The sequence below is a fragment of the Novipirellula methanifontis genome, assembly GCF_052161655.1.
In the GTDB taxonomy this organism is placed as follows: domain Bacteria; phylum Planctomycetota; class Planctomycetia; order Pirellulales; family Pirellulaceae; genus Novipirellula.
The window spans coordinates 6,416,199-6,438,615 of sequence record NZ_CP197418.1 but is presented as its reverse complement, the minus strand read 5'-3'; the positions used below and the strand labels follow the sequence as shown (position 1 = coordinate 6,438,615).

The window sequence follows — 22,417 nt, the reverse complement described above, 5'->3', positions numbered from 1 at the left end:
CTGGTTGCGCAATTTTTCTGCCACCTCTCCACCAACTTTTTTGGGGGAGAGGTCGAATGGAGCCTTCAGCGACGTTCGGGTGAGGGGCAACGCCGTTAAGCATTTTTTCTTCGTGTATCAGGCAATTAGCGTAGCTTCAGTGGACCAGAAATGAAATAAGCCAGACTCCCCCTGTAATCCCTCGACTACACCATCGAGAAAAAAGGAGTCTGGCTATGAGTGGTAGCGGCAAGGATGCCGCGTCGACCAACAAACGACGCGCCACGCAAGGTGAGCAACTCGCCAAAGCGGTCAACTGGATTGTCAACGCCCAAATGTTCGCCAAAGTCAAAGTTCATGGCAATGCCAATTGGATCGTTTTGCATTTGGTGCAAGTTGCAGTGTTGTGGGTCTGGAGCAGTAAGCGGTTGCTAGTCGAATCGGCAAATGATGCGATCGAAGATGCTGAGAAACTCTTTGGCACTGAAGGGATCGCCTCTTATCAAACCATGATGGGTGCCTTGAAACGATACACCGACCAAATTCTGCCTCCTTTGCGTGAGCGAATGCACAAGTTGATGGAGAAATCGGATCAGGCAAATTTTCGCATCGGATTGTGGTTGGTACTCGCTGTTGACGGGTCAAGGATTAACACCTGTCGCACGCTGCCAAACGAACGGCGATTCTGCAAACCGAAGAATACCAAGAAGAAGAAAGCGAAGAAGAAAAACAAGCGAGGACGAACCGCAAAAAAACGCAAGCCAGTTAGCAAGAAGAAACATTACAATCCGCAGTCGGTTGGCCCTCAAGTCTGGCTGACGCTGCTGTGGCATGTTGGACAACGCTTACCTTGGTCATGGAAGATCGGTCCGAGTTACTCCAGCGAACGGAGTCATCTCTTAGAAATGATCGAAAACTTGGTGTTGCCGCAAAACACGCTGATTTGTGGCGACGCTGGCTTTGTCGGTTACGATTTTTGGAATGCGATCGATAGCAAGGGGCATCGGTTTCTGGTTCGTGTTGGCAGTAACTGCACGTTTCTCAAGCAACTTGGACGCATTCGAGAACGCGACGGTATTGTGTACTGCTGGCCGAAGGAAAAACAGCAACGCAAACAACCTCCGCTGGTGCTTCGTCTGCTACGCTTGCATGACGGACGAGGCGAGGTCTACTTGGTGACCAATGAACTCAACAATCGCAAGTTGAGTGACACCCAAGCGAGCCAAATCTACCGTCGCCGTTGGGGAGTCGAAGTTCAATTTAGATCGTTCAAGCAAACGTATGATCGCTCAAAGTTATTGGGTCGAACACCCGACGTGGTGGAGCAGGAACTCACGTGGTCGCTGGTCGGACTGTGGATGGTGCAGTTGCTTGCCCTTCGCGATCAAGCAGATAGGATGCAACCCAAATCACAAACCAGTATCGCTTATGTGCTTCGCATGGTGCAGAACATTTTACGTCGACCCGACGAACAGTCGGCTTATGGTGCATCGTTTCGCAGCCGATTGTCACAAACGCTAACGGATACGTACGTGCGCACCAGTAAGAAGAAGAGCCGCAACTACCCGCGTCGCAAAGAGGAACCGAGAACCGGTCCGCCAAAAGTCCTGCAGCCTACTGCGGAACAGAAGCGACTCGATAAAGCTCTGGCAAGAATCTCCAATGCAGCTTAGAAAAATGCTTAACGGCGTTGGGTGAGGGGGCTGACCGAGCAAGCCACTCGCCGACGATAACGCCGTTTGTACCGGAATTGCTCGGATGATAGCGCGGTCGCCCCCTCACCCGAGCAACGCCTAAAGGGCGTGCTCGACCTCTCCCCCGACTTCGTCAGTGGAGAGGTAACTACACGATAGGCCGGAGGAAAAATTCATCCCCAATATCCGACGTCAATACCAAAGTTTTAGCTGCCGAGCCTTAACCCTTGGATCCAGGCCAACGATTCCACCAGTCTTTGAAGAGCTGCCACTGGTCTTCGATGAATGCCTGCTGGCTTTTGCTCAACGCGTCCGATGGATTGAAGTGATGCTGGTACTCTTCATCACCTTCGAGGACCATCAAGTGCTTGTAGTACAACACCAAATCCGGGCCTTCATCGAACTTGGACAACACAGCCATTGCTTTTTCCAGTTCATGCGCCAAACGCCGTGCTTCGACGTCGCCGCTGGCAGCCTGTTCGCATAGTTCGACCAACCGCAACACTTGCTGAGGCAACGCGTTTCCGACACCCGTGATGGCGCCGACGGCACCGCAGCGTACGAATCCATGAAATGCTTGAGTGTCGACTCCGACCATCAATGCCAAATCAGGATCGCCGCTGGTAATGTGCTCGGCTGCGTAGCTGAGCGACTCGGCACCGCCGAACTCTTTGAACCCGACGAGGTTGGCATGTTCGCGGCGAAGATCGAAGAACAAATCGGCCTTGGTTTGAAAGCCGTAGTAGGGACTGTTGTAAATCACCGCGGGAACATCGCCGGCTGCAGATAGTATGTCCGAAAAGTGAGCACGTTGTGCCGCGACCGATGTCCCACGTGACAGCACACGAGGAATCACCATCAAGCCAGCGGCTCCGACGCGGTTGGCGTGAGCAGCATGCTCAGCAGCAATCTTTGAATTCTGAGCCCCCGTACCCACGACCACGGGAACACCAGCCTGGACCAGTTGTGCGACACCTTCCTGGCGTTGCGCGTCGGTCAAAAGTGGCCAGTCGCCCATCGAGCCACAGTAGACGACTGCGTTCATTCCACCGTCGATCAACTGTTTGCCCTTGCGGACGAGAGCGTCAAAATCAGGATTTTGCTTCGTGTCGCATGGCGTCATCAATGCAGGGATGCAACCTGTGAAAACTTGCTTCTTCGTATTCATTGCTACCGTTGGTATCACGCGGATAAATCATGTCGGGTGTTGGAAAGTTCCACTACCCGGGTATTGAGCTTGGGTCAGAACGCCAGTCAGGACAATATTCTACGACTTCGTAGCGGATCATCTTGGCAAACCAGAGCGACGATACGTGAAAATGCGCATAGTTTAGAAAACCTCCTGTCAAACTTGGCGGGCGATTCGGCATTCGAGAGAGTCGAATCGGATGGGTGGGCACCACGCTAAAGAGAGTGTTCGGTTTACCCCCGAGTACATTCATACGGCAATTGCGGCAATCCACCGGAAAAGGTCGCCGCGTCAAGATTTTCGCCTTGTTCTGGGATTCGCCGAAAGTCTTGACGGCTTGTTGATTTAACCAAAATGCCAATCGCAACTGTGAGCCGTGGGCCGTAAGGCACCGGGTAATGCGTGGGACCCGGCCGCTCACGCGTCACGGCTCACTAAATCAACAAGCCGTTGACGACTTCCGCTACGGGCTGATCCCCCATTTAAGTCTGGACAAGGCTCTAGGCGTCGCCGCGTTCTTCAAGTTGCTCGCGGTACGAGTCGCGTTCTCGGCGTGTCGCTTCGAGGTCGAAGATCAAATACTTCATGTCCAAGCGAAGCTGCGACAACGCTTCTTGAACCAAGTTCAGGATGCGTCGGCGGCGGGTGCTGCACTCAACGACTCGCTCTAACGCTGGCGATACAACATCGCGGTAGCGTGCAGGAAGGGAATTGATCGCGTTGATCATCTCTTGCAACTCTACAGGGGTGTCTTCGTTAAGCTTGTTGGTCGATCCAATGGTCTTAGGCATTCGGGTATGCTCCGTAGAGTGAAATCAGCAAGTAGTGTCTTGTAATGCTTTGCTATCCATCGCATCTAAAGTGCCGATTCCCTGGCCGAGAGTCCTGATTCGATTGTAACGCGTTTCCGGCAAAGGACTTAGAATGATCGACCCAAGGGCGTTGTCAAAATGCAACGTTGCATTTTTTCAACCGACTTCCTCTTGGCTTGATGCCCTAAATCTTGGTATGGAAACGTTTTACGTTTTTAGAGACGGCTTTCGACGCGATGTGTTTTTTTCTCAACACGTTGTCGTATTTGCCGTACATCTCGGCTGTGAGTTGCTGGTAGCGGGTTGTCGCACAGGAGAAGATCACTGTGGCAAGCAACGAACGAGCAACTGCGGCTGATTGTTTCGCATCCGAGCCCTGTGGTCAACGATCAATGTCTTTGCCGAGGCAATCCGAATTGAAATCAACGTCGGTCGATCCGCTCTGGCAAACCCTGCGCGTTGTGCTTTGCAGGCTGGTTTTTGCGTTTGCGGGTTTGGCGTTAGGCGTGCCGCCCTGCCATGCCCAACTCTACGATTCTCTTGATGCTTATCCACCGCGTTGGCACCTGGACACCTCGGATTGCGACGCTCGCATTATCGCGCACAAGCATTTAGCCGATGGCGGCATCGACGGTCGCGCGTGCGAAGTCGTGACGATGACGGCGTCGCATGGAACCGAGGTAGTATTGGCCTACCCAATCGAGCCGATCGTCCCCATTGATGGCTTGACTGCGAACGTTTCCGTGATGAGTGCCAGGCCAGGAGCTCGGATCGGATTTCGTGTTCGTTTTCCCTACTTGCGTCCTGAGCCCTCGCGCCGCCCCGCCTCGGTGATTGTGTACGGCGCAAGCTACAAAAACTCAGGTGAGTTTTCGTCGATCGGAATTGGCATGATTGAACGCCCGCTGCGTCTGAAGACCATGGCGCTGCGTGGTGAGCACGGATCCGACGCAAACTTGAAGGATCCGTATGTCGATGCCGTCGTCGTGAACGCCTACAGCGGCACTGGAGTAACGGCGCTGCGACTTGACGAGTTGCGTGTCGATGGGATTGTCAGCGTCAGCGATGTCTCGCGCGCGGCCTTGCCACCACAACCTACAAACGAATCGGATCGCGCCGCCGCCAAGCGAATCGATTCCCAAAACGCACCGATTTTGTCAGAAACCCAGCGTACAAACGCTTTTCCAAACGGCAAGATCACTCGAATTTTGCAACACAATGGAGAACCGTTAGCGTGGGTTCGCTCTTTAGGATTTGATGCCGTTCAACTTTCGGCACCTCCGGACGATTTGATTTTGAATGAAGCGATTCAAACGCGAGTCGCGATCTACGCTCCGGCACCATCCGCTCCGGACCCGTCACTGCAGTCGTTGCTACAGCCGGTCGCGGCGTGGTACATCGGACACAACGAAGCACTTGATTCGACGCGAGTGGACGCTGCGGATCTAACCTCGCGTCGACTACGTGCGTTACCTAGCCCGTGGCAACGACCGATTGTCGGCGCTCCTTCGGAAAGTTATCGACGTTATGTGACGATGATGGACGCGATGGTGCAAGACATGCCGATCCGGGCTCGGGGATTGACTGCGGAAGAGGAAGTGGCCGAGCTGACACACTTTGCTCGACGCGTTGGCGATCGCGTTCAAGTCGCCGCGGGCGTGATGAGCATGCCAGCGGAACGAACGCTGCAGCAAACCGAGGCGATTGCCGATTCGATCGGTGCACCACCCCCAGCCGGATTTCGTTGGCATTCGATGTGGTTGCAAACAATACGTAGTCTTGCAATGGCACCTCAAGCGATCGTGTTCCGCTCGACACGCTCGTTGGCCTCGGGAACCGAACTGGATACTCAGCGGTCGATGGCACTCAGCTATGTCAATCGTATGATTGCGATGCTCGAACCTTGGATTGCCGGTGCGACACCGGTCACGCCTGTTCAAGTTGGCGGCGCCCCTTATTTCTGCACACGACTCGCGAAAGAAAACGTCGAAGTCATTTTGCTGACATCGAAAACGTCACGGGGAACGGAGGTGCTCGCGGGCGACGGCCAGACGCTTGAACTGTTGCTATCGCCTACCGATTCCAAAAAGACGATTTGGCGAATGACCCATTTTTCTGCGGAGCGACTTGCAGTTGAAAGCACGGCCACCGGAGCACGCGTTTCGATTGTCTCGCCAGATGCGGCGGAAATCATCGTGATGAGCAGCGACCCAAGTGTCGGCGCGTCGCTGAACCAGTCGGGGGCACGCTTTTCACGCCAAGCCGCACTGGATCGTTGGCAACTCGCGGGCGACTTAGTCCGCCGAACTCGCTTTCACTGGCAAACGGTGTCCGCATCTCGAATCGGCAACCGACCTGCACCGCTGGATTTGATGGGGGTCGCTGGCAAAACGCTGGCCGATGCAGAACCACTCTACCGAGCTGGCGACACCGATGCCACGCTGCGGATGGCCCGCCGCGCTGATGCGTGGGCAATGCGTTGCGAATGGCAACTGACCGAAACATTGATGCCCGATTGGCCGCGGCCCACCAGTTGCCCGCCGATCGATTGCGGCGCAGCAGACACGCAAACGCTATGGTATCCGTTAACGCAAGACAAAGGTTGGAGTCACAACCTATTGATCGCCGGATCGCTTGATACCGCAGACGCGCTGAGCGAAGACCGCTGGAAATTTGGCAAACGACTTGAGGGCCGAGCCAACAGTGAAGTTGTGTTCGCCAGCCGTGGATCTTACTCAGGCACAGGCGCGTTGCTGGCACGCGCAACGTCGATTGCAGACGATCCGCTGCCTGGTGGTTACGAAGGAACGGTGATTCAAATTCGCAGCCCGACGGTCCGTGTCCCGGCTCACACCGCGGTGCGAATGGACGCGTTGGTACGAACGATCGGCTTCGGCCAACCGCATCAAGGCGTGCTGGTGTATGATTCGATCGGAGGCCAAGAGATGGGAGTTCTCGTGCGTGGCCGATCCGCATGGACGCCCGTTCGTTTGTATCGCCAAACGCTCGAAGAAACCGAACTCAGCGTGATGTTCGAATTGATGGGCGATGGCGAAGTGATGATCGACGAAGTCACGTTGCGAATTTGGGAGCCTGAGAAAATGCCACCGCCCAAGCCTTTTCGGCCGCTCAGTACCGCCGCATTCGATAGCGACGAACGTGTCCAGTCGCGTCAATAAATTGCAACGTTTCTAACTTTACGAACAGAACAACGATTTTCAAAACAAAGAGGACGTCAAATGCATCAAGTCAAAATGTTCAAGAGCGTTGATACGGAAATGGCGGACATGGAGTATCAGATCAATCGCTGGATGCGTAAGAGTGGCGCTCGAATCATCTCAATCACCGGCAATTTGTCGTCATCGCCAAATTCGTCTGGGGGGCCGTTGAGTAGCTTCGCGGCAAGCGATGTGTTGATCATCGTCTTGTACGAAGTCGATGCACCTCAAAAAGCGTAAAGCACCGACGCAAGTGACATCATACTGCACCGGTGCCAATGAATTAGTGGCCGGTATAAACGCACGATGGGCCACTTGGTGTGAGTGCAGTGCTCTCGATTGGTTGATATCAATCCTATTATCGGGTAGCATACTCGCACTTGCCATGAGCGGACACTCAACCGTGATTGGAAATTCACTCTGCGCCCTAAAACACAGAGAAGTATGAGTAATTTGCGAAATTCAGAGCCGAAATCCTCAGAAGAAAAACATCATTCTCTATTGGAAGATGCTGAGGCCGAGCAAATTATCTCTTGCTCAACCAAACAATTAAACTCTCTCAAAACTGCGAGAGGGCTACGTGAGGATCTCTTTCGCTGGATGCATCTGCGAACAGACGCTCCTCGATGTTCGAACACCGCCGCCCCGACGCTGAAACTGGACCTAGGGGGCGTTGATTGGCTAAGCAGCGTGGGTCTGAATGAGTTGATTTCGATCAATCGCAAGGCTCGCAAATTGGGCGTCAAGCTGATCCTGACCGAAGTGGGCGAAACCGTACGCGAAGTCTTCGCGCTAACGCGACTCGAACGAATGTTTCACGTCGTGTGGTCGGACCCCAGCGACGAAGACTTAGTTGAGTGTCGCTGAGTTCGACATCCTCTTCTCTTTTCAGACGACCTTCTTCGCCGATTGCCCCCAATGGTTCCACCAGTTCATCTAGCTGCAGGGATCATTGCGCCCCCCCACCTGAAAATGCAGTCCGGCTTTTTCGGCTGACCCCATTATGTGGGCGAGCTGGTTTTATACTGAACTTTTCTTTCGGCCGGATATCGCGTTCCCCTGCGTAGACGATCGAGTTGGTTTGGAACCGATGCCGCCTGCGATGGTTAAGTAAAGGGGGCGATCTTCACGCTGGGCTTGGCGTGGAAGGATCGCGTCGTTTTCCACGCGGATGGACGGTGGGCGAAGCGATATTGACGCAAAACCAGTGCGGATTATAGTCCCCGACTATAAAGCCACTTAATACTTCGTCGCCGGCCCGGTTTAAATCACACCACGGATCTCTGCTGCGACGGTGTTCAACACTCTTTCCAATCCAATTGATCGTTCACAAACGATTCTTGATTTGACATGCTAAATTTCTTTCGCACACGAACCGCGACGGCCAAGGATGACTTGCTCTCGGGTTTGACCGTTGCTCTTGCACTTGTCCCCGAAGCGATTGCATTTGCATTCGTCGCCGGCGTATCCCCGATCATCGGACTCTATTCAGCCTTTTTCATCGGCTTGATCACAGCCGCATTCGGCGGACGTCCTGGAATGATTTCCGGAGCCACCGGAGCAATGGCAGTCGTCATTGTGGCGTTGGTCGCAACACAAGGCATCGAATATCTGTTCCCAACGGTGGTGCTGTGCGGAATTATCCAGATCGTGATTGGGACGGCGCGACTCGGTAAACTGATTCGACTGGTCCCCCACTCCGTAATGCTTGGATTCGTAAACGGGTTAGCGATCGTCATTTTCATGGCCCAGTTCGGCAGCTTTCAAACTCTGGACCGATCCAGCGGGACATTGGCCTTCCTAAGCGGAACGCCGCTAGTGGTTATGTTGTTGTTGGTAGCGCTCACGATGGCAATCATTTGGTTGTTGCCAAAGATGACCAAGGCCATCCCATCGTCATTGGCAGCGATTTTGACGGTCACGTTCCTGTCGCTGGGAATCAACCAATGGACTCAAAGCGAGTCCGGTTCTGGCGAGAACATGGTCGCAACCGTTGGTGATATGCTCAACACTCAAGCCCGCGCCAAAGCGGTCGCGGCGAGCAAGGCAGCAGCGGAAGAGTTAGCATCCGCCGACGCGGACTCGCACGATGTTTCGACCGTGGCGATGAAGCCTCAAGCAGACGATCCCGTGGACGCAGTCAACGCAGTTGCAGCGGCCACCAACGCCGAAGCATCTGACGGCGAAGAAAGCGAATCAGCAGCCTCGATCAGCGGAGGGCTGCCACGATTGTTCTTTCTCGATTACGAGATGCCGCCGCTGAGTTTCAAGACACTTTGGATTATCTTTCCGTTTGCGATCACGTTGGCCGGCGTCGGGTTGATTGAATCGCTGATGACATTGACGTTGATCGACGAAATCACTGAGACACGCGGACGCGGCAACCGAGAATGCATTGGCCAGGGAGCCGCAAACGTGGTTTGTGGGCTGTTTGGCGGAATGGGCGGTTGTGCGATGATCGGCCAATCGTTGATCAATGTGAACTCGGGTGGCCGAGGACGTCTGTCCGGAATTACCGCTGCCGTGTGCTTGTTGATGTTCATCCTGTTTTTGTCACCGCTGATCGAACAGATACCGATGGCCGCGCTCGTCGGCGTCATGTTCATGGTCGTGATTGGAACATTCGAATGGGCATCACTGAAGATGTTTCATCGCATGCCGATGAGCGACATGGTCGTGATGCTGCTGGTTGCCGGTTACACCGTTCTCATGCATGACTTGGCAACCGCAGTGATCTTGGGCGTCATCGTTTCTGCCGTCGTGTTCGCCTGGAAACATGCCGCGAACCTCGGTGCCGACATCACTACGAATGAATTTGGCAGCAAGATCTACCAACTGCATGGCCCCCTATTCTTTGCGTCGGTCTCGTCGTTCAAAGACCTGTTCGATCCTGCGAACGATCCCGACGATGTTGTCATCGACTTTTACTACTCGCGTGTTTATGACCAATCGGGACTCGAGGCGATCAACACGCTGGCCGACAAGTACGAGTCACTTGGCAAACGTCTGCACCTGACGCACCTCAGCGCCGAGTGCCGCGACCTACTCGATCGCGCAGGCGACTTTGTCGAAGTCAACTTGTCCGAAGACCCACAGTATCACGTCGCAACCGACCGCTTGGGTTAGACCGGATCAAGTCCTTTTCCGTAGGCCGGTTCAAGTCGCTCTAACGCGACGCAGACCCGGCGACCGAAGGTGAATTCACGTTCGAAACCAACGCCGTGCCGGATCTACGCATTACTGCGATCCGGCCTTTTCTAGGTTTGTCAAATGCATTTTTTTTCGCCGGGTTGATGGTGTCTTTGCGCACCAAGATCGGTCGTTTTTGAGGCATTTTCAAAAACGCTGGAGCGCTGTCGTGCGGAGGATGCGGTGCGGTGCTCGGCAGGGGGGGAGCGGAACGTTGATTGCGATTGCCGATTGTCTCACGGGATATGTCTGAAATGACTTCAACCTTTTACCTCGACTGTCCCAAGCGGAGTGGCATCGAGTGAAAAGATACCAGTCCCTCGACGCTGGGCAGTGAATTGGCTTCATCGAAGATTGCTTTCAGAACCGTGTTCGGGGACGCCTTGATACTACAGATGAGTCTCGCTTTAAAGCGGAACCTCTGGCCGGAAAAAAGGTCGTCCCCAAACAAACAGCTGATTCACAGTCAATCCAGGGCTCGGAACTCCTTCATTGGTGATGTGACTTTGTTCGTAAAAGAATCGCGGACATAACTCAGCAGGAATCTTGTAAACGGATGGGAGCCAATTTCCTGGACGCTCACTTGGTGGGGTTAAGCTGCTCGGCCCGAAGACTTCTTGCTTCGGCGTCGACGACGACGAGCCGTCCGCTTTTCAAGCGGTTTACCTGGGAACACTTTCGCGTAGTCGAACTCCAAGTCGTGCTGGACTACGAACCAGAATGAGCGACTGAGCTTACGCATTAGCGCGACCAAACCTTTCATCTTGCGATGTTCACTCGCCTTCCCTTCGCTCTTGCCAACCTTCTGGAAAGTCTTGTACCAGTTCTCCAGTTCCTTGCGTTGTACTGCTCGCAGCGCCAAGAAATACAGGTGCTTTCTCACCAGACTGGGACCTCGTTTGGTGATCGCCAACTCTCCTTTTCGCTTGCCACTGCTCTGTTCCATCAGGTTCAACCCAAGAGCTTTCAGGAACGCGCCGCTGCTGTCATAGCGTCGTGGATCCCCCACGCATGCCCAGACCACACACAGCGTCGTTGCACCGAAGACATCCGCATACTGACTTATCGTTTCGTGTTCGCGAGCAATTTGCTCGAGTCGCTTGACGCTCAGGTTCCACTGGTCCAGTGCCGCGATCGTTTCGCTGGCGATCTCACGCAGCCAATCGATATCAGCTGGACACATGGGGATGCCTGCTGTCGTTCGTGCCGACTCGATCAATCCCTGGATTTTGTCGGCAGACAGGGTGCCACGGCTGAACTTGCGAAGATTCGCAGTGGCATCAGGGTCGCATGCCAGTTTCGCCGGACTGCCGTACTGCTGCAGCGTCTTCAGTAGCGTTACGCTGGTCAACGTCACCAAGCGAGTGGCTTCGGGCCAGTGCTTGCTCAGCATTCCCTCGATGCGACCGGACCACTGGGTCGCTTGCGAGCGAAATGCATCAAGCCGTTTGACCTGATGCCCCATCTCTTGTTCGTCTTTGCGAGGTTCTTGCCAAGGCCAAGGAGTTCCTTTTTCGAAGCAGGTCAATTCGGCGATCATCGCCGCGTCTTTGCCATCGTGTTGACTCGGCACACCGTCAAAGATTTCTTGGTAATCCGCGACGCTCTTGCCGCTAACACGGTGGACGTCCAAACCAGCGAGGGTCATCGCGTGGCGAACGGCTTCGCTATACGTACCGGTCGATTCGAGTCCGATGCAGAGGCTGTCACACGTACCTTTGAGGACGACCAGACGCTCGACAAGCGTGTCAATCTCGAATGGATTTTGCACACTCCAGGGACGTTCGTAATGGCGGTCGCCCCAACGAACGACGACAACGATTTCTTCCTTGGCGACATCGAGTCCAACGGAGGTGCCGTGACCTCCTCGCTCAATGGCTAGTTCTCGAAGCGTCTCGAGTTCGATTTGGTTGACAGAAACACGACGATAGGCTCTTTTAGATGGCATGGGGATGACCTCCGTTGCACTGGTGGAAGTTACGTTTGTGAAACATCAGTTTCGAGGCATCCCCTCTTTTTTTAAAGATGCCCTCCCATCTATCTATAGCCAACTACGAGTGCAATCGCCAGCCACACTTCGGTTGGTTCCAATCGTCTCTAGCGTTGAGCCGCCAATAACGCGTCGGCTTCTTTCTCAGCCTTCGCCATAACGTCAGCGATATTCACGTATTGGCCACCTTGATTCTTGCTCTCCATCGCGGCTTGCATGAACGCGTAGAGTTCGATCGTTTCCGATGCATCGATCGGAGCCTTTTTCGTTCGGAAAAACGTTGCGATTTGAACAAGCAACGGTTTGTAGCCTGCGTAATCGCCCAAGGGCTGAACTTGTTTTTCACCAAACGCGATTCCTCCGTATCCGCTTTTGCCGGACTTGATTCCGCGAAACGTCGCAAGTCGCTGGTCATCCCATTGTCCGGTTGCAAGTTCCGCCAGCGGTGTGGATTCGTGCCGCACTTTTACGCAGCCTTTTCCCATGCACGCGTACAAAGCTTCGACGCCGTGGATACCGTACCAATAGAGATCGGTATGAGAGGGTTCAAGCGAACACGGGCTGTACGTTTGGCAGCCGAGCACCTTGCCGAATGCAGGTGATTTGATCGCATCGATCCCGCTGATGTAACGCAGCGATGAACTTGAAAACATCGGCACGTTATGTTCTTTGGCCGCACGATAGATCGCCACGACTTCGCTTAGGTTTGAACCCACCGGCTTGTCGATGAAGACCGGTTTGCCAGCTTTGAACACCTTGAGTGCTTGCTCTAGGTGAGGTTTACCGTCGTTTGTCTCAAGCAGCACACAATCGACTTGACTAAGCAATGCGTCGATCGAATCGACAATCTCGACTCCCATGTCTTGCACCGTCTTGGTATAGCCAGGGATGCGACTCGAACTCGATTCGATATCGCGACTGCCGTAGGGGTAGGCAGCGACAACGCGACAGTTCGCCAATTCCGCCGCTGCGGATTCTTGATTGAATTCTTTCGTAAATGCAATGGCGTGTGATGTGTCTAAGCCAATAATGCCGATGCGAAGCGTGTCTTCGGCGTTAGCGGCGAGGGTGGAAAACAACATCGCTGCGATACAGATGGATATTCTCATTTGTGTTTCTTTTGTGGTGTGAGGTGGGACTGCGCAGCAGCGCAATTACGAATGGGTGCAACCAGGATTGGTCGCGACGCGGAAACGCGTGCGGTGACGATCAACCGCAAGCGTCCGCGAAATAGAAGATGACTTGGATCCGGTGGTGCCAACCGGCCTAGGCTTTCCGAGGTTCCCAGCCCTTGGCATACTCGCGACTCCAAAGCTTATTCGCTTCGTCGTTGCTTTGGATGTGACCGTTGGTAGGATCGGTTTGCAGGACCGTCGAAGTGCGAAACGCAATATTGCCTAGGTGGCACAACAACGTACTGCGATGAGCCTCTTCGATGTCTGCGTTCGTACGTCGAGGCGAACGCACTGCGGTCAAGAAATCGGTGAAGTGATCTGGATCACCGGCAGGTCCGGTATTGGTCGAGACCTCTTTACCCTTCATGTCATAGATCGTGTACCCGGCGCCACGCATCACGACGGATCCATTGGTGCCATGGATACTGATGCCAAATCCGGTGTCGTGTGGCCCAAGCGGCGACCAACTAAGGCCTTCCCAGGTGATCGTCTTGCCTTCGGGGAAATCGAAGGTGGCCATCATCGTGTCAGGCGTTTCCTGGTCATCGTCGTGACGATATTTTCCGCCACCCGCGGTAACACGTGTCGGGAAGGTGACTCCGAGAGCCCAGCGAGCGACGTCCAATCCATGGACGCCGTTGTTGCCCATTTCGCCATTGCCCCAATGCCAATGCCAGTGCCAATTGTAATGGACGACGTTGTCTTTGAATTCGCGGCGAGGTGCGGAGCCTTGCCATAGATCCCAATCCAACCAATCAGGCGTGGGGGCCGGTTTTCCTTTGCCAATCGAAGCTCGTCGATTGTTGTACCACGAGCGAGCATAGAGCACGTCGCCGATTTCGCCCGCGTGAATTTTTGTGACCGCCTCGATGAGTGCAGGCCAGCTGCGACGTTGGGTTCCCATTTGCACGACGCGTTTGTTTCGGCGTGCCGCAGCAAGTGCCCACTCGCCTTCGGCAGCGGTACCGCTACAAGGTTTTTCAACGTAGACGTGTTTCCCAGCGTCGCATCCGAGGATGGTCGCCGGAGCGTGCCAATGGTTCGGCGCCGCAACGACAAGAGCATCGACGTTTTTGTCATCCAGGATATGCCGAAAATCGGTGACAATTTTCGGGCGATGCTGTTGTTTGGCGGCGACCATCTCGGCCGCGCGATCCGCAGCTCGTGAATCGACATCACAAATGAAATCGACACGAGTATTCGGCAGAGCAAGCATCCCGGATATGATTGCACTGCCGCGACCGTTGACTCCCATCACGCCGAGTGACACCGTTTCACTGGGGCTGGCGTCTTGCGCTGTGAGCGTCTTTGTCGCAGTCGCCGAGACGACCGCTGCGGCAGCCGTTGACTTTAAAAACAAGCGTCGATCATTCATAGAGACCTCTCAGGTGGGAATTAAAACAGGTGGGAAGTGGGGTGGGCAGGGCAGCGCTAAGCGGCCCATTCTTTGAGCCGACGGCGCTAGCTGCGGGCCCGTCAATATCGTTGAAACATGCCCGCGGCTATCGCCGACGGCTCAGATTGTCCAAACCAAAGATGGGAAGGAGACTCGCCTGAGGCGAATCTTGATTACACAATCGCGTGTTACTTAAGTTTTTTGACGACGTCAAGAATTTTGGTGGGGTCTTGTTTTGCTTGGACCTTGTCGTCTTTGTAGGCGACCTTTCCATCACGATCGATAACAAACGTCCATCGTTTCGCCGTTACGTCGCGATTCAAAATTCGCTCGCTGCCATCGATCATGGCCTTGACTGATTTTGATCCGCGAGTGATCGGAACACCAAACTTTTCTGCCACCTTACCATCGGTGTCGGCCAACAGTGGAAAGTTTAGCTGGTGAGCTTTCTTGAACCATTGGTGATTCTCAACCGAGTCGCCACTGATCCCGACCACTTCGACATCTTGGGATGTGAGGTCCGCCAAAGTATCGCGGTAACCACACGCTTGTGCGGTGCAACCGCCTGTCATGTCCGCAGGGTAAAAGTAAAGCACGACAATTTTCTTGCCAAAATGATCCTCCGATTTCCAGGGGTTACCTTTGTCATCTTGGACAGAAAATTCGGGAGCATTGTCGCCAACGGCAACAGATCCGCCTTGCTCGGCCGCCGAAACCGCACTCGGGATCAGCACGCTGACAAGCAAGAGGCCACAACACACAACAGCGGTTCGAAACATGGGAATATCTCTTCTATAGATTTTGGGTAGGTTGTCCAATGGTTCCGTAAATTGTAGACGATCTCAGCGAGGGCGTGTGTTCAATTGGAATTCATTGCCAGACTTCGTGACGGACGACTGTTTTTGCCATCCCGCTATCGCAGCGGAAATTTTGACGTATGTACCGCGCCCAGGTTGGCCGCCAAATCGTTGCGTACACATGTGTCACGACTCCACCACGAAAGCGAGCTTCGTTTTTGCGGGCCAAAATCGCAAATTCAGCGACGATTTCGTTCACTATTGCCATGGCCAGCGGTTTAGATCGATTAGACTTGGGAGTGAAACAGGACCAAGCCTAGTGGCTTCGCCAATGCGTTTTGATTGCGAAGTTGCTTCAGGGGGAGATTTGCTGAAATGAAACGCGTCTCACACATTGTTGCCCAGTTGGCTGCTACCGTCGTATTTTTCCAGTTTGCAGGCACGACCTCGCTTCGGGGGGACGACCAAGTACCGCCGGCAACGGCCGTGCCCGTCGCAATCGCGTCGAGCGAGCACCAGCAGGATTCGGCGGCAAAGGATGCGACAGTGATGGAAGGGACGTTGCCGCCGCCCAAAAGCACATCCACAAAAATCGCCACGCCCACGGTGTCCCCGCAGAACCAGGCAACGCAGGCCAAGACCACGTCCGATGCGACCCGACCGCGGTTGGGCGTCAACGTCAATGCTCAGCGGGCCATAATCAATCGAGTTTATCCCGATAGCGGTGCCGCGGTGGCGGGTGTCAAAGCTGGAGGCTTGATCGTTGCTGTCGACAACCAGCCGGTGAATAGCACGAATGAACTGAAACGCATTATTGCGTCGCGGACTTCGAGTGACACGGTCAAGCTGAAGGTCCAGTATGAAGGAGCGTCGACAACGGTAGGGAGCAGCACAAGGACGCCGTGGATAAAAACATTCGACGTATCTTTGGCACAGCCCAAGGTCATTTTCCTTGAATTGCCTGCACCGGTGAAGGACAAGTGACCGAAGCGTTGGACGGCATTCAATACTCTTTTTGCATTTTTTTGCTGCGCCCTCTGAAAGGGTGAGCTAGAGTTTGAATACGGGTTAACGAATCACGTCGATTCAAGCTAATTTCGAGAACGACGTGACATGACGGGGGCAGCGAAACCCAGACACAGTTGGGCAGGTTTTCGCATCTTCGGCCGCATCACGGCCGGCGATGATCCTCATACTTTTCGTGTGCTGTCATGGTCGATTCTTTCGGGCTTTCTCATCGCCCTCTCGCTATCTTGGAATCTCCTCCGCCACATGTATCGGAGGTCCAGGATCAGTCAAAGAGCCGTTTAACGCAGCGTAGTGACGACCGCGTCTCCGATTCGCTGCCCTCCGGTCGCCCCCCTGTGGTGAACACGCCGGCCAACACCGCCGTCGAACTTGTCAATAAGGCCGTTGAACTGCAACAACAACTGGCTGCTGGCTATCTCGATATCATGATGTGACAGAAATCCATTGCTATCAATCGCAATCCAGATTTCCCCTTTCCTAAAACTGATCTCGCTCTACTGTCAAAAAGTTGAGACAACTGGGCAATAAATTGAGACAACAAAGGCAATCACTGAATTTCCTATCAGAACGGATTCGCAAATGCGAAATATCATTATCATCGCAATGTTATTGGCTGCTGCATCGATGGCGGGCTGGTTTCAAATCCAACGCGACGGCGAACACACACGAATTGACATCAACCGGGCTGAAATTCGAGAAGATGCGCGGCGTGCGATAGAGAGGGGGCGTGAAATTTTAGATCGCCGCGATGCACAAAATTCGTCCAATGCCGCTGCGGATCAAACGCAAGACAATTACAACGATGGCGCCTTTCCCAACCAAGATGGCACCTATCCCGTTGGCTACAACGATTACAACTCCCCCACGGATCCACGCTACAGCAACCCGCCGCCGCAAAGCAACTACCCGGCGAATGCTCCCTACAACGGCTACGAAAATGGGCCGCCCGCGAATTATGGATCGCAATCTAACTACCCAACGCCGCCAAGTACTCGCCCCTACGGCCAACAACCGGTTGACTATCCACAATACGGCCAGCCACCGTACGCGCCGCAACGATAAGAGATCGTTAGGCGAGCGGCAGATAAAACTCTACCGTAGTGGACGAGGCTACGAGTCCCTTGTTAGTTCTTTGCGTGGATAGACTCGTGACCTCGCCCCCGCTTATGCGTTTTGGGCGTCATTGCTGCGTTTAGCACTTTCTACAACATCGCTTGCCTGACCTGCGCTTTGCGATCTTAACTTGCGAAAATGCCGGTTCGCAAACAACAGGTTCGAAATCGCAAACGAACTGATTGAAATCGCGTAAGCTGCCGCCGCTCCCGAGGCTCCGAACGCTTCGAAAAACAAAACCAGCAGCACGACAAGTGCGACCGCGTGGATGCAGAGCAGGGACAGCAGCGTCCGACGCTCGCCCGCAAAGAGCAGAAACGTGGGTGAGAGCGAGAACAGCGTCCAGACACTTGATCCAAACGCCACGATGCACAGCGGAACGTAGCTCGCGGCAAACCGCTCTCCATACAGCATCAGAATTTCATCACCTGCAAGAAATACTGTCGCTAAGAAAATGATCACGCCGGTGCTAATCACCCATAGCCGCGTCCTGCCCATTTCCGTCAGCCGATTCCACTGAGCTGTTTCGATCCCCAACGCGATCGTCGGCTGAAAGTACTTGTCGGTCGCCTTGGCGAGAATCAAAATCAAGCAACCGGTTTCAAAGGCGGGCGCCAAAATAGCGACTTGGTTAACTTGATGGGGCACGTGATAGGCCAAGACCAGCGTGGCACGAAATAGCCACGAGATCAGTGCATAAAACACCAAGTAGGAAAAACTATCGCTCGCCCACGCGGAAAAGACTGCAATATTCGTTGGCTTGTCGGCAAAACGTCTCGACCGACTGATCACCAATGACAACGCGACGATCAGCCCCACGCTGCTGCCAATGCAAAAGCAGAGCACGGCTCGGAACGGAGTGATCCCCGCCTCGATCGCAGTGACACCGATCAATGACAACGTTGTTACGGGTACCAACACGCGCGAAATCAGCGTGGCCCGGGTCGCCATCTGAAACGCCATCAATAAATCAATTGCGACGCCGGCTGCTGCCACGATCGGTAACGAGACAATCGCTAGGAACATTACGTTGCGATGGCTTTCGTCGAGCACAGGAATCTCGATCGCGGCGACCAGCACGCCGACAAATAGACTCATCAACAGCGTGCCCCAAAAGGCAAACCGGATGTAACCTCGCAACGGACTCGGTTGCGCGCCAGCCACGTACACTGGCACTATTCGAAGTCCGTATTTACCAAAGCCCGCCTCGCCAAGCGAAACAAGCAAGCCAAGTGTTGCGATGGCGCCGATGTATTGTTCGAACTCGTCCTGCGGCAATAGCCGCGCCAACGCCACGGTGATCATATAGCCAACCAGGACGCCGACCACGTTCAAGGTGGTTAGCAAAACCGCGACCGCGCCTTCACGATTGGACTCTGGATGGCTCGCGGCGGCTTCAACGTCTCTGCTTTGCACCAGCATCAACAATCACATTCTTTTGTCTTGCATTCCATCATTTTTGCAGCCCAGTGCTCGTCGTAGCTCAGTGCTTTGAATTTCACCATCAAATCAGACAATTCCATTTACGCGGTCAAACCGCCCCGCCATCAACTCAGCAATGGGTTTCCCTGACTCGCTTTGCTGCAACACGATCTTCAAGATGGAAACAATGGGAGTCGCTAGGAACATTCCTACAATCCCCCAGATTAATCCGAAAAGAATCAATCCCAACAATAATACAATAGGGCTGACGTCAAATGATTTGCCCATCATCCGCTGCTCGATCACGTTGCCGCTGATAAATTGAATTGTGGAGATCAAGACAAAACAAGTGATCGCGGCAACCGGCGAGATGTCGGCGCTGAGCATCAAAAATGGGACCGGCAACAGACAGGCAAGTAGCGGCCCGATGTTGGGAATGTAGTTGAGCAGAAACGCCATAAAGCCAAAAACGATTGCAAGTGGCACACCAAATAGCCACAGCACAAATCCGAAGGCGAACCCCGTCAACAAGGACAATGCGGTCTTCATCACCAAGTATTTGCGAACTTGCTCTTCGATTTCCGCCAACAATCCCATCGGCATTGTGCTATTTCCGGAAACCCCACTGGGTCGCAGTGAAGTGTTTTCCAACAGCAAGAAGAAGACGAAGATAAGCACGAGGGCGGTGTACGAAACTAGATTCGGCAGTGCGCTGGCAACGCCGATGATGTAGCCTTGAACGAACCGCGATGACTCGGCAACGAGCTTCTGTAGTGCCGCCGAAGGATCGCGAGTCACGACGACAGCGTCGGCAAACGCCTCGTTGGACACATTTCCTTCAACCGATCCGTCTTCTGTAACAACCGAGTCATCCAGTCGAAGCACGGTTTCGTTTTCAATAGCGTTAGCATCAAGCTCGATGACGGGCGACGGAACAATCGCATCGACGCGTTTCGTAACAGCGGGTACTTCGGGATCCGAATTTGGAGTGTCAGGGCTTATCGCGTCCGGCAGGTAATCGACGAGCCAAACCGCGATCTTGTTCAAGCGTTGCTCATAGGCCGCCGAGTTTGCCGCCAGGTCAACGATCGATACCCATGTCAAAAGCGCAAACGCAGCCAGCAAGCACCCGCCCACTGAAAACGTAACGAGAAACGCCAGGAATCGATGCAATCGCAATTTGCGTTCAACGAACTCCAGCACCGGCCGGCAACCGATCACGATGAAAACAGCGATGATGAAAGGCAGCAACACCGTTTTCAAATACGCCAGACTAAAACCGACAGCAATGGTCGCCAGGATGATCAAGCAGATGGTTTGTGTTCGATGCATCTTTGTTCTTGCAGACATATCTGCGTCAGGGCGATCGTCGATGGTTTTGACTGGGGATGGCACCTCCACGCCCCGCCTAGTCGCTGGGGCGGCGGAGCATGTTGTCGCGGTACGTCATCGTCTCGACATCGGTATAAAATAACGCCGTTGGATCAATGCCCCAACGCTCATTGTGTTCGATCATCGGTTTGAAGTAGCGAGTGGTTCCGACCCAGGGCAAAACAACGCACCACAAGACCGCAATCGCTGTGACGGCAACCAGCAAGCGAAGTCGCCCTCGTGTCGGGTTCGGTTGTTCAACCAGATCGTGGTGCATGATTTTCATTTCTGTAAAAACATTGCAGGCCCAAAAAACATTGCAGGCCCACAAGGACGCTCGTCTCCGCCGCATCCCTGTTTACTTTCTAGACGATTCTATTTCGCCAAAATCGCTTCAATCGTATCACGGAACAAGACTCCGAACATTAAATAAGCCATCGCTAGCGTCAGAACCAAGTTTAGCGTTTGTCCGCAAAGATAAAGGATCAGCGGCTTGCCACCCTTAATCTGCGGCAACAAGTCTGCAAAACGCGTGTCCAATCCGATGCTGACAAAGGCGAGACAGAAGAACCAATTGCGAAGTCCTTTTGTCGCCTGCTTTGTCGTCGCCTTGATGATTTCCTCGCCGTTCCCGAGGTAGGCGTTCAGCGTCGTAAACACGATCGACGCGATCAAAAACCCGATAACAAACCGTGGAAATCTTCGCCAAACTTCGGCGATTCCAGCCGGTTTGCCTTCGCTCTGTGGTTCCACTCGTGCGACCCAGTAAATCGAAATGCCGAGCGACGCGACACCGATCAAAATGTTTTGAATCATCTTCACCGTCACTGCGATCTTTTCGGCGTCTTCGCCAAGTGCTTTGCCCGCTGCGGTCACTGCTCCGGTTGAATCGACAGTCCCTCCGATCCAAGCACCGCCCACGATGGGGTCGAGTCCGATCCACTGAATTGCAAACGGCATCACGATCATCATCACCACCGTGAACAGCAACGACATACTAATCGCGAGCGACAGTTCTTCTTTCTTGGCTCTACAACTTGCCGAAGCTGCAATCGCAGCCGAAACACCACAGACCGACATGTCGGCACTGATCACCATGTTCAACGTCTTGGACTCCATTTTCAGAACACGTTGGCCAAACCAAAACGTCGTGATCAAAACAACGGGCGTGACAATCCATGCGACGAAAATACCGGGGACGCCGAGCGCCAATAGACGATCGAACAAGATCTCGCCGCCGAGCACCACCAATCCAGTTTTAATGAACAGTTCCGTGGCCACCGCGGGACGTAACCAACCGGGAACGCCGACTGTGTTGCTAACGATCAAGCCAATCACGATCGCCCACAGTGCCGAAGACAAATTCAAATGCTTTACCGTCGTTTGTCCTTCCATCAAATACGCGATCAGGGCAAGCGCGAAAACAAACGGGAACGCGATTGCGAAGCGAGCAATTTGACGCCCCGTCATCGCCGCAGCGACGGTGAACGCAATCCAGCAAACGAGTAGCGACCCGAGCAGCGGCAGCACCATTCCACTGAGTGAATCCAGCGGATTCCATTGCCACGAACCTGGTTTCCCGATCCACTTTGACCAGGGATGGACAAGGTCTTTGCCCATTCGTTCGGAATCAGGCAGCCCAAATGTGATGCAAATGACAGCTAGCCCAAGCAGGGTTAGTCCTACGATCACAGCAACCCAATCCTCGCGCCGATACCACGGTGGGTCGATGTGCATGGGAGTCGCGGACGCGTTGTTGGATTCACCCTGTGTTTGCGGGGACAAATTCTCGGAGGGAGATGAATCGTTCATCGGCACGGTGGTTGGATGTTGGGGTAGAGGGGGGCAGCTTCGCATCGCCGTGAATCAATGCTTCATGCAAATCTTTGCACGATGCCTTGCGTTTTTTCGGAGCCAACGAAACTGGGGTTAGGTGGGGCATAAATCGACTTCTGCTGGGAAGTCGAGGCTGATAAACCATAGCCGATTTTGTGCTTAGGGGGCAGACGATGTCGCAAGAATGCCGATCCGTGAAATTGACGA

At 53.9% G+C, this 22,417-nt stretch carries 18 protein-coding genes; 8 read left to right on the top strand and 10 right to left on the bottom strand.

All coding sequences use genetic code 11. From position 1 onward, the window contains the following. The first annotated feature begins 215 nt into the window (after positions 1 to 215). Positions 216 to 1,652: an IS4 family transposase gene (locus tag SH528x_RS23225; RefSeq protein WP_442505834.1), complete on the top strand. Its 1,437-nt coding sequence runs from the start codon at positions 216 to 218 to the stop codon at positions 1,650 to 1,652. A 241-nt stretch (positions 1,653 to 1,893) separates the two neighbouring features. Here SH528x_RS23225 and SH528x_RS23220 read toward each other — a convergent pair whose 3' ends face one another. Further along, positions 1,894 to 2,841 carry a dihydrodipicolinate synthase family protein gene (locus SH528x_RS23220; RefSeq protein WP_442505833.1) on the bottom strand — a complete coding sequence of 316 codons (948 nt, stop codon included), beginning with the start codon at positions 2,839 to 2,841 and terminating at the stop codon, positions 1,894 to 1,896. A gap of 521 nt (positions 2,842 to 3,362) precedes the next feature. Next, the gene (locus tag SH528x_RS23215; RefSeq protein ID WP_442505832.1) at positions 3,363 to 3,653 is read right to left on the bottom strand and encodes a transcriptional regulator; all 291 of its coding nucleotides are present in this window, start codon (positions 3,651 to 3,653) and stop codon (positions 3,363 to 3,365) included. A 413-nt stretch (positions 3,654 to 4,066) separates the two neighbouring features. Between SH528x_RS23215 and SH528x_RS23210 the strand changes: the two genes are divergently transcribed. The 4 genes from SH528x_RS23210 (at position 4,067) to SH528x_RS23195 (ending at position 10,018) form a co-directional block, all read left to right on the top strand. Beyond that, the gene (locus tag SH528x_RS23210) at positions 4,067 to 6,853 is read left to right on the top strand and encodes a hypothetical protein (protein WP_442505831.1); all 2,787 of its coding nucleotides are present in this window, start codon (positions 4,067 to 4,069) and stop codon (positions 6,851 to 6,853) included. A gap of 60 nt (positions 6,854 to 6,913) precedes the next feature. Then, positions 6,914 to 7,132 carry a hypothetical protein gene (locus SH528x_RS23205; RefSeq protein ID WP_442505830.1) on the top strand — a complete coding sequence of 73 codons (219 nt, stop codon included), beginning with the start codon at positions 6,914 to 6,916 and terminating at the stop codon, positions 7,130 to 7,132. A gap of 204 nt (positions 7,133 to 7,336) precedes the next feature. Then, complete coding sequence (locus tag SH528x_RS23200) at positions 7,337 to 7,759, top strand: STAS domain-containing protein (RefSeq protein ID WP_442505829.1); 423 nt, start codon at positions 7,337 to 7,339, stop codon at positions 7,757 to 7,759. 483 nt (positions 7,760 to 8,242) lie between these two features. Then, positions 8,243 to 10,018 carry a SulP family inorganic anion transporter gene (locus tag SH528x_RS23195; protein WP_442505828.1) on the top strand — a complete coding sequence of 592 codons (1,776 nt, stop codon included), beginning with the start codon at positions 8,243 to 8,245 and terminating at the stop codon, positions 10,016 to 10,018. A gap of 655 nt (positions 10,019 to 10,673) precedes the next feature. Here SH528x_RS23195 and SH528x_RS23190 read toward each other — a convergent pair. The 4 genes from SH528x_RS23190 to SH528x_RS23175 all read right to left on the bottom strand — a co-directional run bounded on the left by SH528x_RS23190 (position 10,674) and on the right by SH528x_RS23175 (position 15,421). Then, positions 10,674 to 12,029, bottom strand: a complete 1,356-nt coding sequence (locus tag SH528x_RS23190) for a transposase (RefSeq protein WP_442505827.1) — start codon at positions 12,027 to 12,029, stop codon at positions 10,674 to 10,676. Between the two features lie 149 nt (positions 12,030 to 12,178). Next, complete coding sequence (locus SH528x_RS23185; protein ID WP_442505826.1) at positions 12,179 to 13,180, bottom strand: Gfo/Idh/MocA family protein; 1,002 nt, start codon at positions 13,178 to 13,180, stop codon at positions 12,179 to 12,181. Positions 13,181 to 13,337: 157 nt separating this feature from the next. Then, positions 13,338 to 14,621 carry a Gfo/Idh/MocA family protein gene (locus SH528x_RS23180; protein WP_442505825.1) on the bottom strand — a complete coding sequence of 428 codons (1,284 nt, stop codon included), beginning with the start codon at positions 14,619 to 14,621 and terminating at the stop codon, positions 13,338 to 13,340. A 209-nt stretch (positions 14,622 to 14,830) separates the two neighbouring features. Further along, complete coding sequence (locus SH528x_RS23175) at positions 14,831 to 15,421, bottom strand: peroxiredoxin (protein WP_442505824.1); 591 nt, start codon at positions 15,419 to 15,421, stop codon at positions 14,831 to 14,833. Positions 15,422 to 15,814: 393 nt separating this feature from the next. Between SH528x_RS23175 and SH528x_RS23170 the strand changes: the two genes are divergently transcribed. The 3 genes from SH528x_RS23170 (at position 15,815) to SH528x_RS23160 (ending at position 17,530) form a co-directional block, all read left to right on the top strand. Continuing rightward, a complete protein-coding gene (locus tag SH528x_RS23170; protein WP_442505823.1) occupies positions 15,815 to 16,423 on the top strand; it encodes a PDZ domain-containing protein in 609 nt (202 codons plus the stop codon). A 227-nt stretch (positions 16,424 to 16,650) separates the two neighbouring features. Further along, entirely contained in the window at positions 16,651 to 16,902 is a 252-nt protein-coding gene (locus SH528x_RS23165; RefSeq protein ID WP_442505822.1) for a hypothetical protein, read from the top strand. A gap of 145 nt (positions 16,903 to 17,047) precedes the next feature. Further along, positions 17,048 to 17,530 (top strand): hypothetical protein, encoded by a 483-nt coding sequence (locus SH528x_RS23160; protein WP_442505821.1) that lies wholly within the window; start codon positions 17,048 to 17,050, stop codon positions 17,528 to 17,530. A gap of 102 nt (positions 17,531 to 17,632) precedes the next feature. Here SH528x_RS23160 and SH528x_RS23155 read toward each other — a convergent pair whose 3' ends face one another. The 4 genes from SH528x_RS23155 to SH528x_RS23140 all read right to left on the bottom strand — a co-directional run bounded on the left by SH528x_RS23155 (position 17,633) and on the right by SH528x_RS23140 (position 22,186). Next, positions 17,633 to 18,997, bottom strand: coding sequence for a hypothetical protein (locus SH528x_RS23155; RefSeq protein ID WP_442505820.1), 1,365 nt, complete (start codon positions 18,995 to 18,997; stop codon positions 17,633 to 17,635). A gap of 93 nt (positions 18,998 to 19,090) precedes the next feature. Further along, positions 19,091 to 20,335 (bottom strand): AI-2E family transporter, encoded by a 1,245-nt coding sequence (locus tag SH528x_RS23150; RefSeq protein ID WP_442505819.1) that lies wholly within the window; start codon positions 20,333 to 20,335, stop codon positions 19,091 to 19,093. 76 nt (positions 20,336 to 20,411) lie between these two features. Then, positions 20,412 to 20,651, bottom strand: a complete 240-nt coding sequence (locus SH528x_RS23145; protein WP_442505818.1) for a hypothetical protein — start codon at positions 20,649 to 20,651, stop codon at positions 20,412 to 20,414. 98 nt (positions 20,652 to 20,749) lie between these two features. Further along, positions 20,750 to 22,186 carry a YeiH family protein gene (locus tag SH528x_RS23140; protein WP_442505817.1) on the bottom strand — a complete coding sequence of 479 codons (1,437 nt, stop codon included), beginning with the start codon at positions 22,184 to 22,186 and terminating at the stop codon, positions 20,750 to 20,752. Positions 22,187 to 22,417 lie beyond the last annotated feature (231 nt).

Bases quoted from the DNA above. Each gene is read 5' to 3' on its own strand.
- SH528x_RS23225 (WP_442505834.1), top strand. From the start codon at position 216: ATGAGTGGTAGCGGCAAGGATGCCGCGTCGACCAACAAACGACGCGCC.
- SH528x_RS23220 (WP_442505833.1), bottom strand. From the start codon at position 2,841: ATGAATACGAAGAAGCAAGTTTTCACAGGTTGCATCCCTGCATTGATG.
- SH528x_RS23215 (WP_442505832.1), bottom strand. From the start codon at position 3,653: ATGCCTAAGACCATTGGATCGACCAACAAGCTTAACGAAGACACCCCT.
- SH528x_RS23210 (WP_442505831.1), top strand. From the start codon at position 4,067: ATGTCTTTGCCGAGGCAATCCGAATTGAAATCAACGTCGGTCGATCCG.
- SH528x_RS23205 (WP_442505830.1), top strand. From the start codon at position 6,914: ATGCATCAAGTCAAAATGTTCAAGAGCGTTGATACGGAAATGGCGGAC.
- SH528x_RS23200 (WP_442505829.1), top strand. From the start codon at position 7,337: ATGAGTAATTTGCGAAATTCAGAGCCGAAATCCTCAGAAGAAAAACAT.
- SH528x_RS23195 (WP_442505828.1), top strand. From the start codon at position 8,243: ATGCTAAATTTCTTTCGCACACGAACCGCGACGGCCAAGGATGACTTG.
- SH528x_RS23190 (WP_442505827.1), bottom strand. From the start codon at position 12,029: ATGCCATCTAAAAGAGCCTATCGTCGTGTTTCTGTCAACCAAATCGAA.
- SH528x_RS23185 (WP_442505826.1), bottom strand. From the start codon at position 13,180: ATGAGAATATCCATCTGTATCGCAGCGATGTTGTTTTCCACCCTCGCC.
- SH528x_RS23180 (WP_442505825.1), bottom strand. From the start codon at position 14,621: ATGAATGATCGACGCTTGTTTTTAAAGTCAACGGCTGCCGCAGCGGTC.
- SH528x_RS23175 (WP_442505824.1), bottom strand. From the start codon at position 15,421: ATGTTTCGAACCGCTGTTGTGTGTTGTGGCCTCTTGCTTGTCAGCGTG.
- SH528x_RS23170 (WP_442505823.1), top strand. From the start codon at position 15,815: ATGAAACGCGTCTCACACATTGTTGCCCAGTTGGCTGCTACCGTCGTA.
- SH528x_RS23165 (WP_442505822.1), top strand. From the start codon at position 16,651: ATGGTCGATTCTTTCGGGCTTTCTCATCGCCCTCTCGCTATCTTGGAA.
- SH528x_RS23160 (WP_442505821.1), top strand. From the start codon at position 17,048: ATGCGAAATATCATTATCATCGCAATGTTATTGGCTGCTGCATCGATG.
- SH528x_RS23150 (WP_442505819.1), bottom strand. From the start codon at position 20,335: ATGCATCGAACACAAACCATCTGCTTGATCATCCTGGCGACCATTGCT.
- SH528x_RS23145 (WP_442505818.1), bottom strand. From the start codon at position 20,651: ATGCACCACGATCTGGTTGAACAACCGAACCCGACACGAGGGCGACTT.
- SH528x_RS23140 (WP_442505817.1), bottom strand. From the start codon at position 22,186: ATGAACGATTCATCTCCCTCCGAGAATTTGTCCCCGCAAACACAGGGT.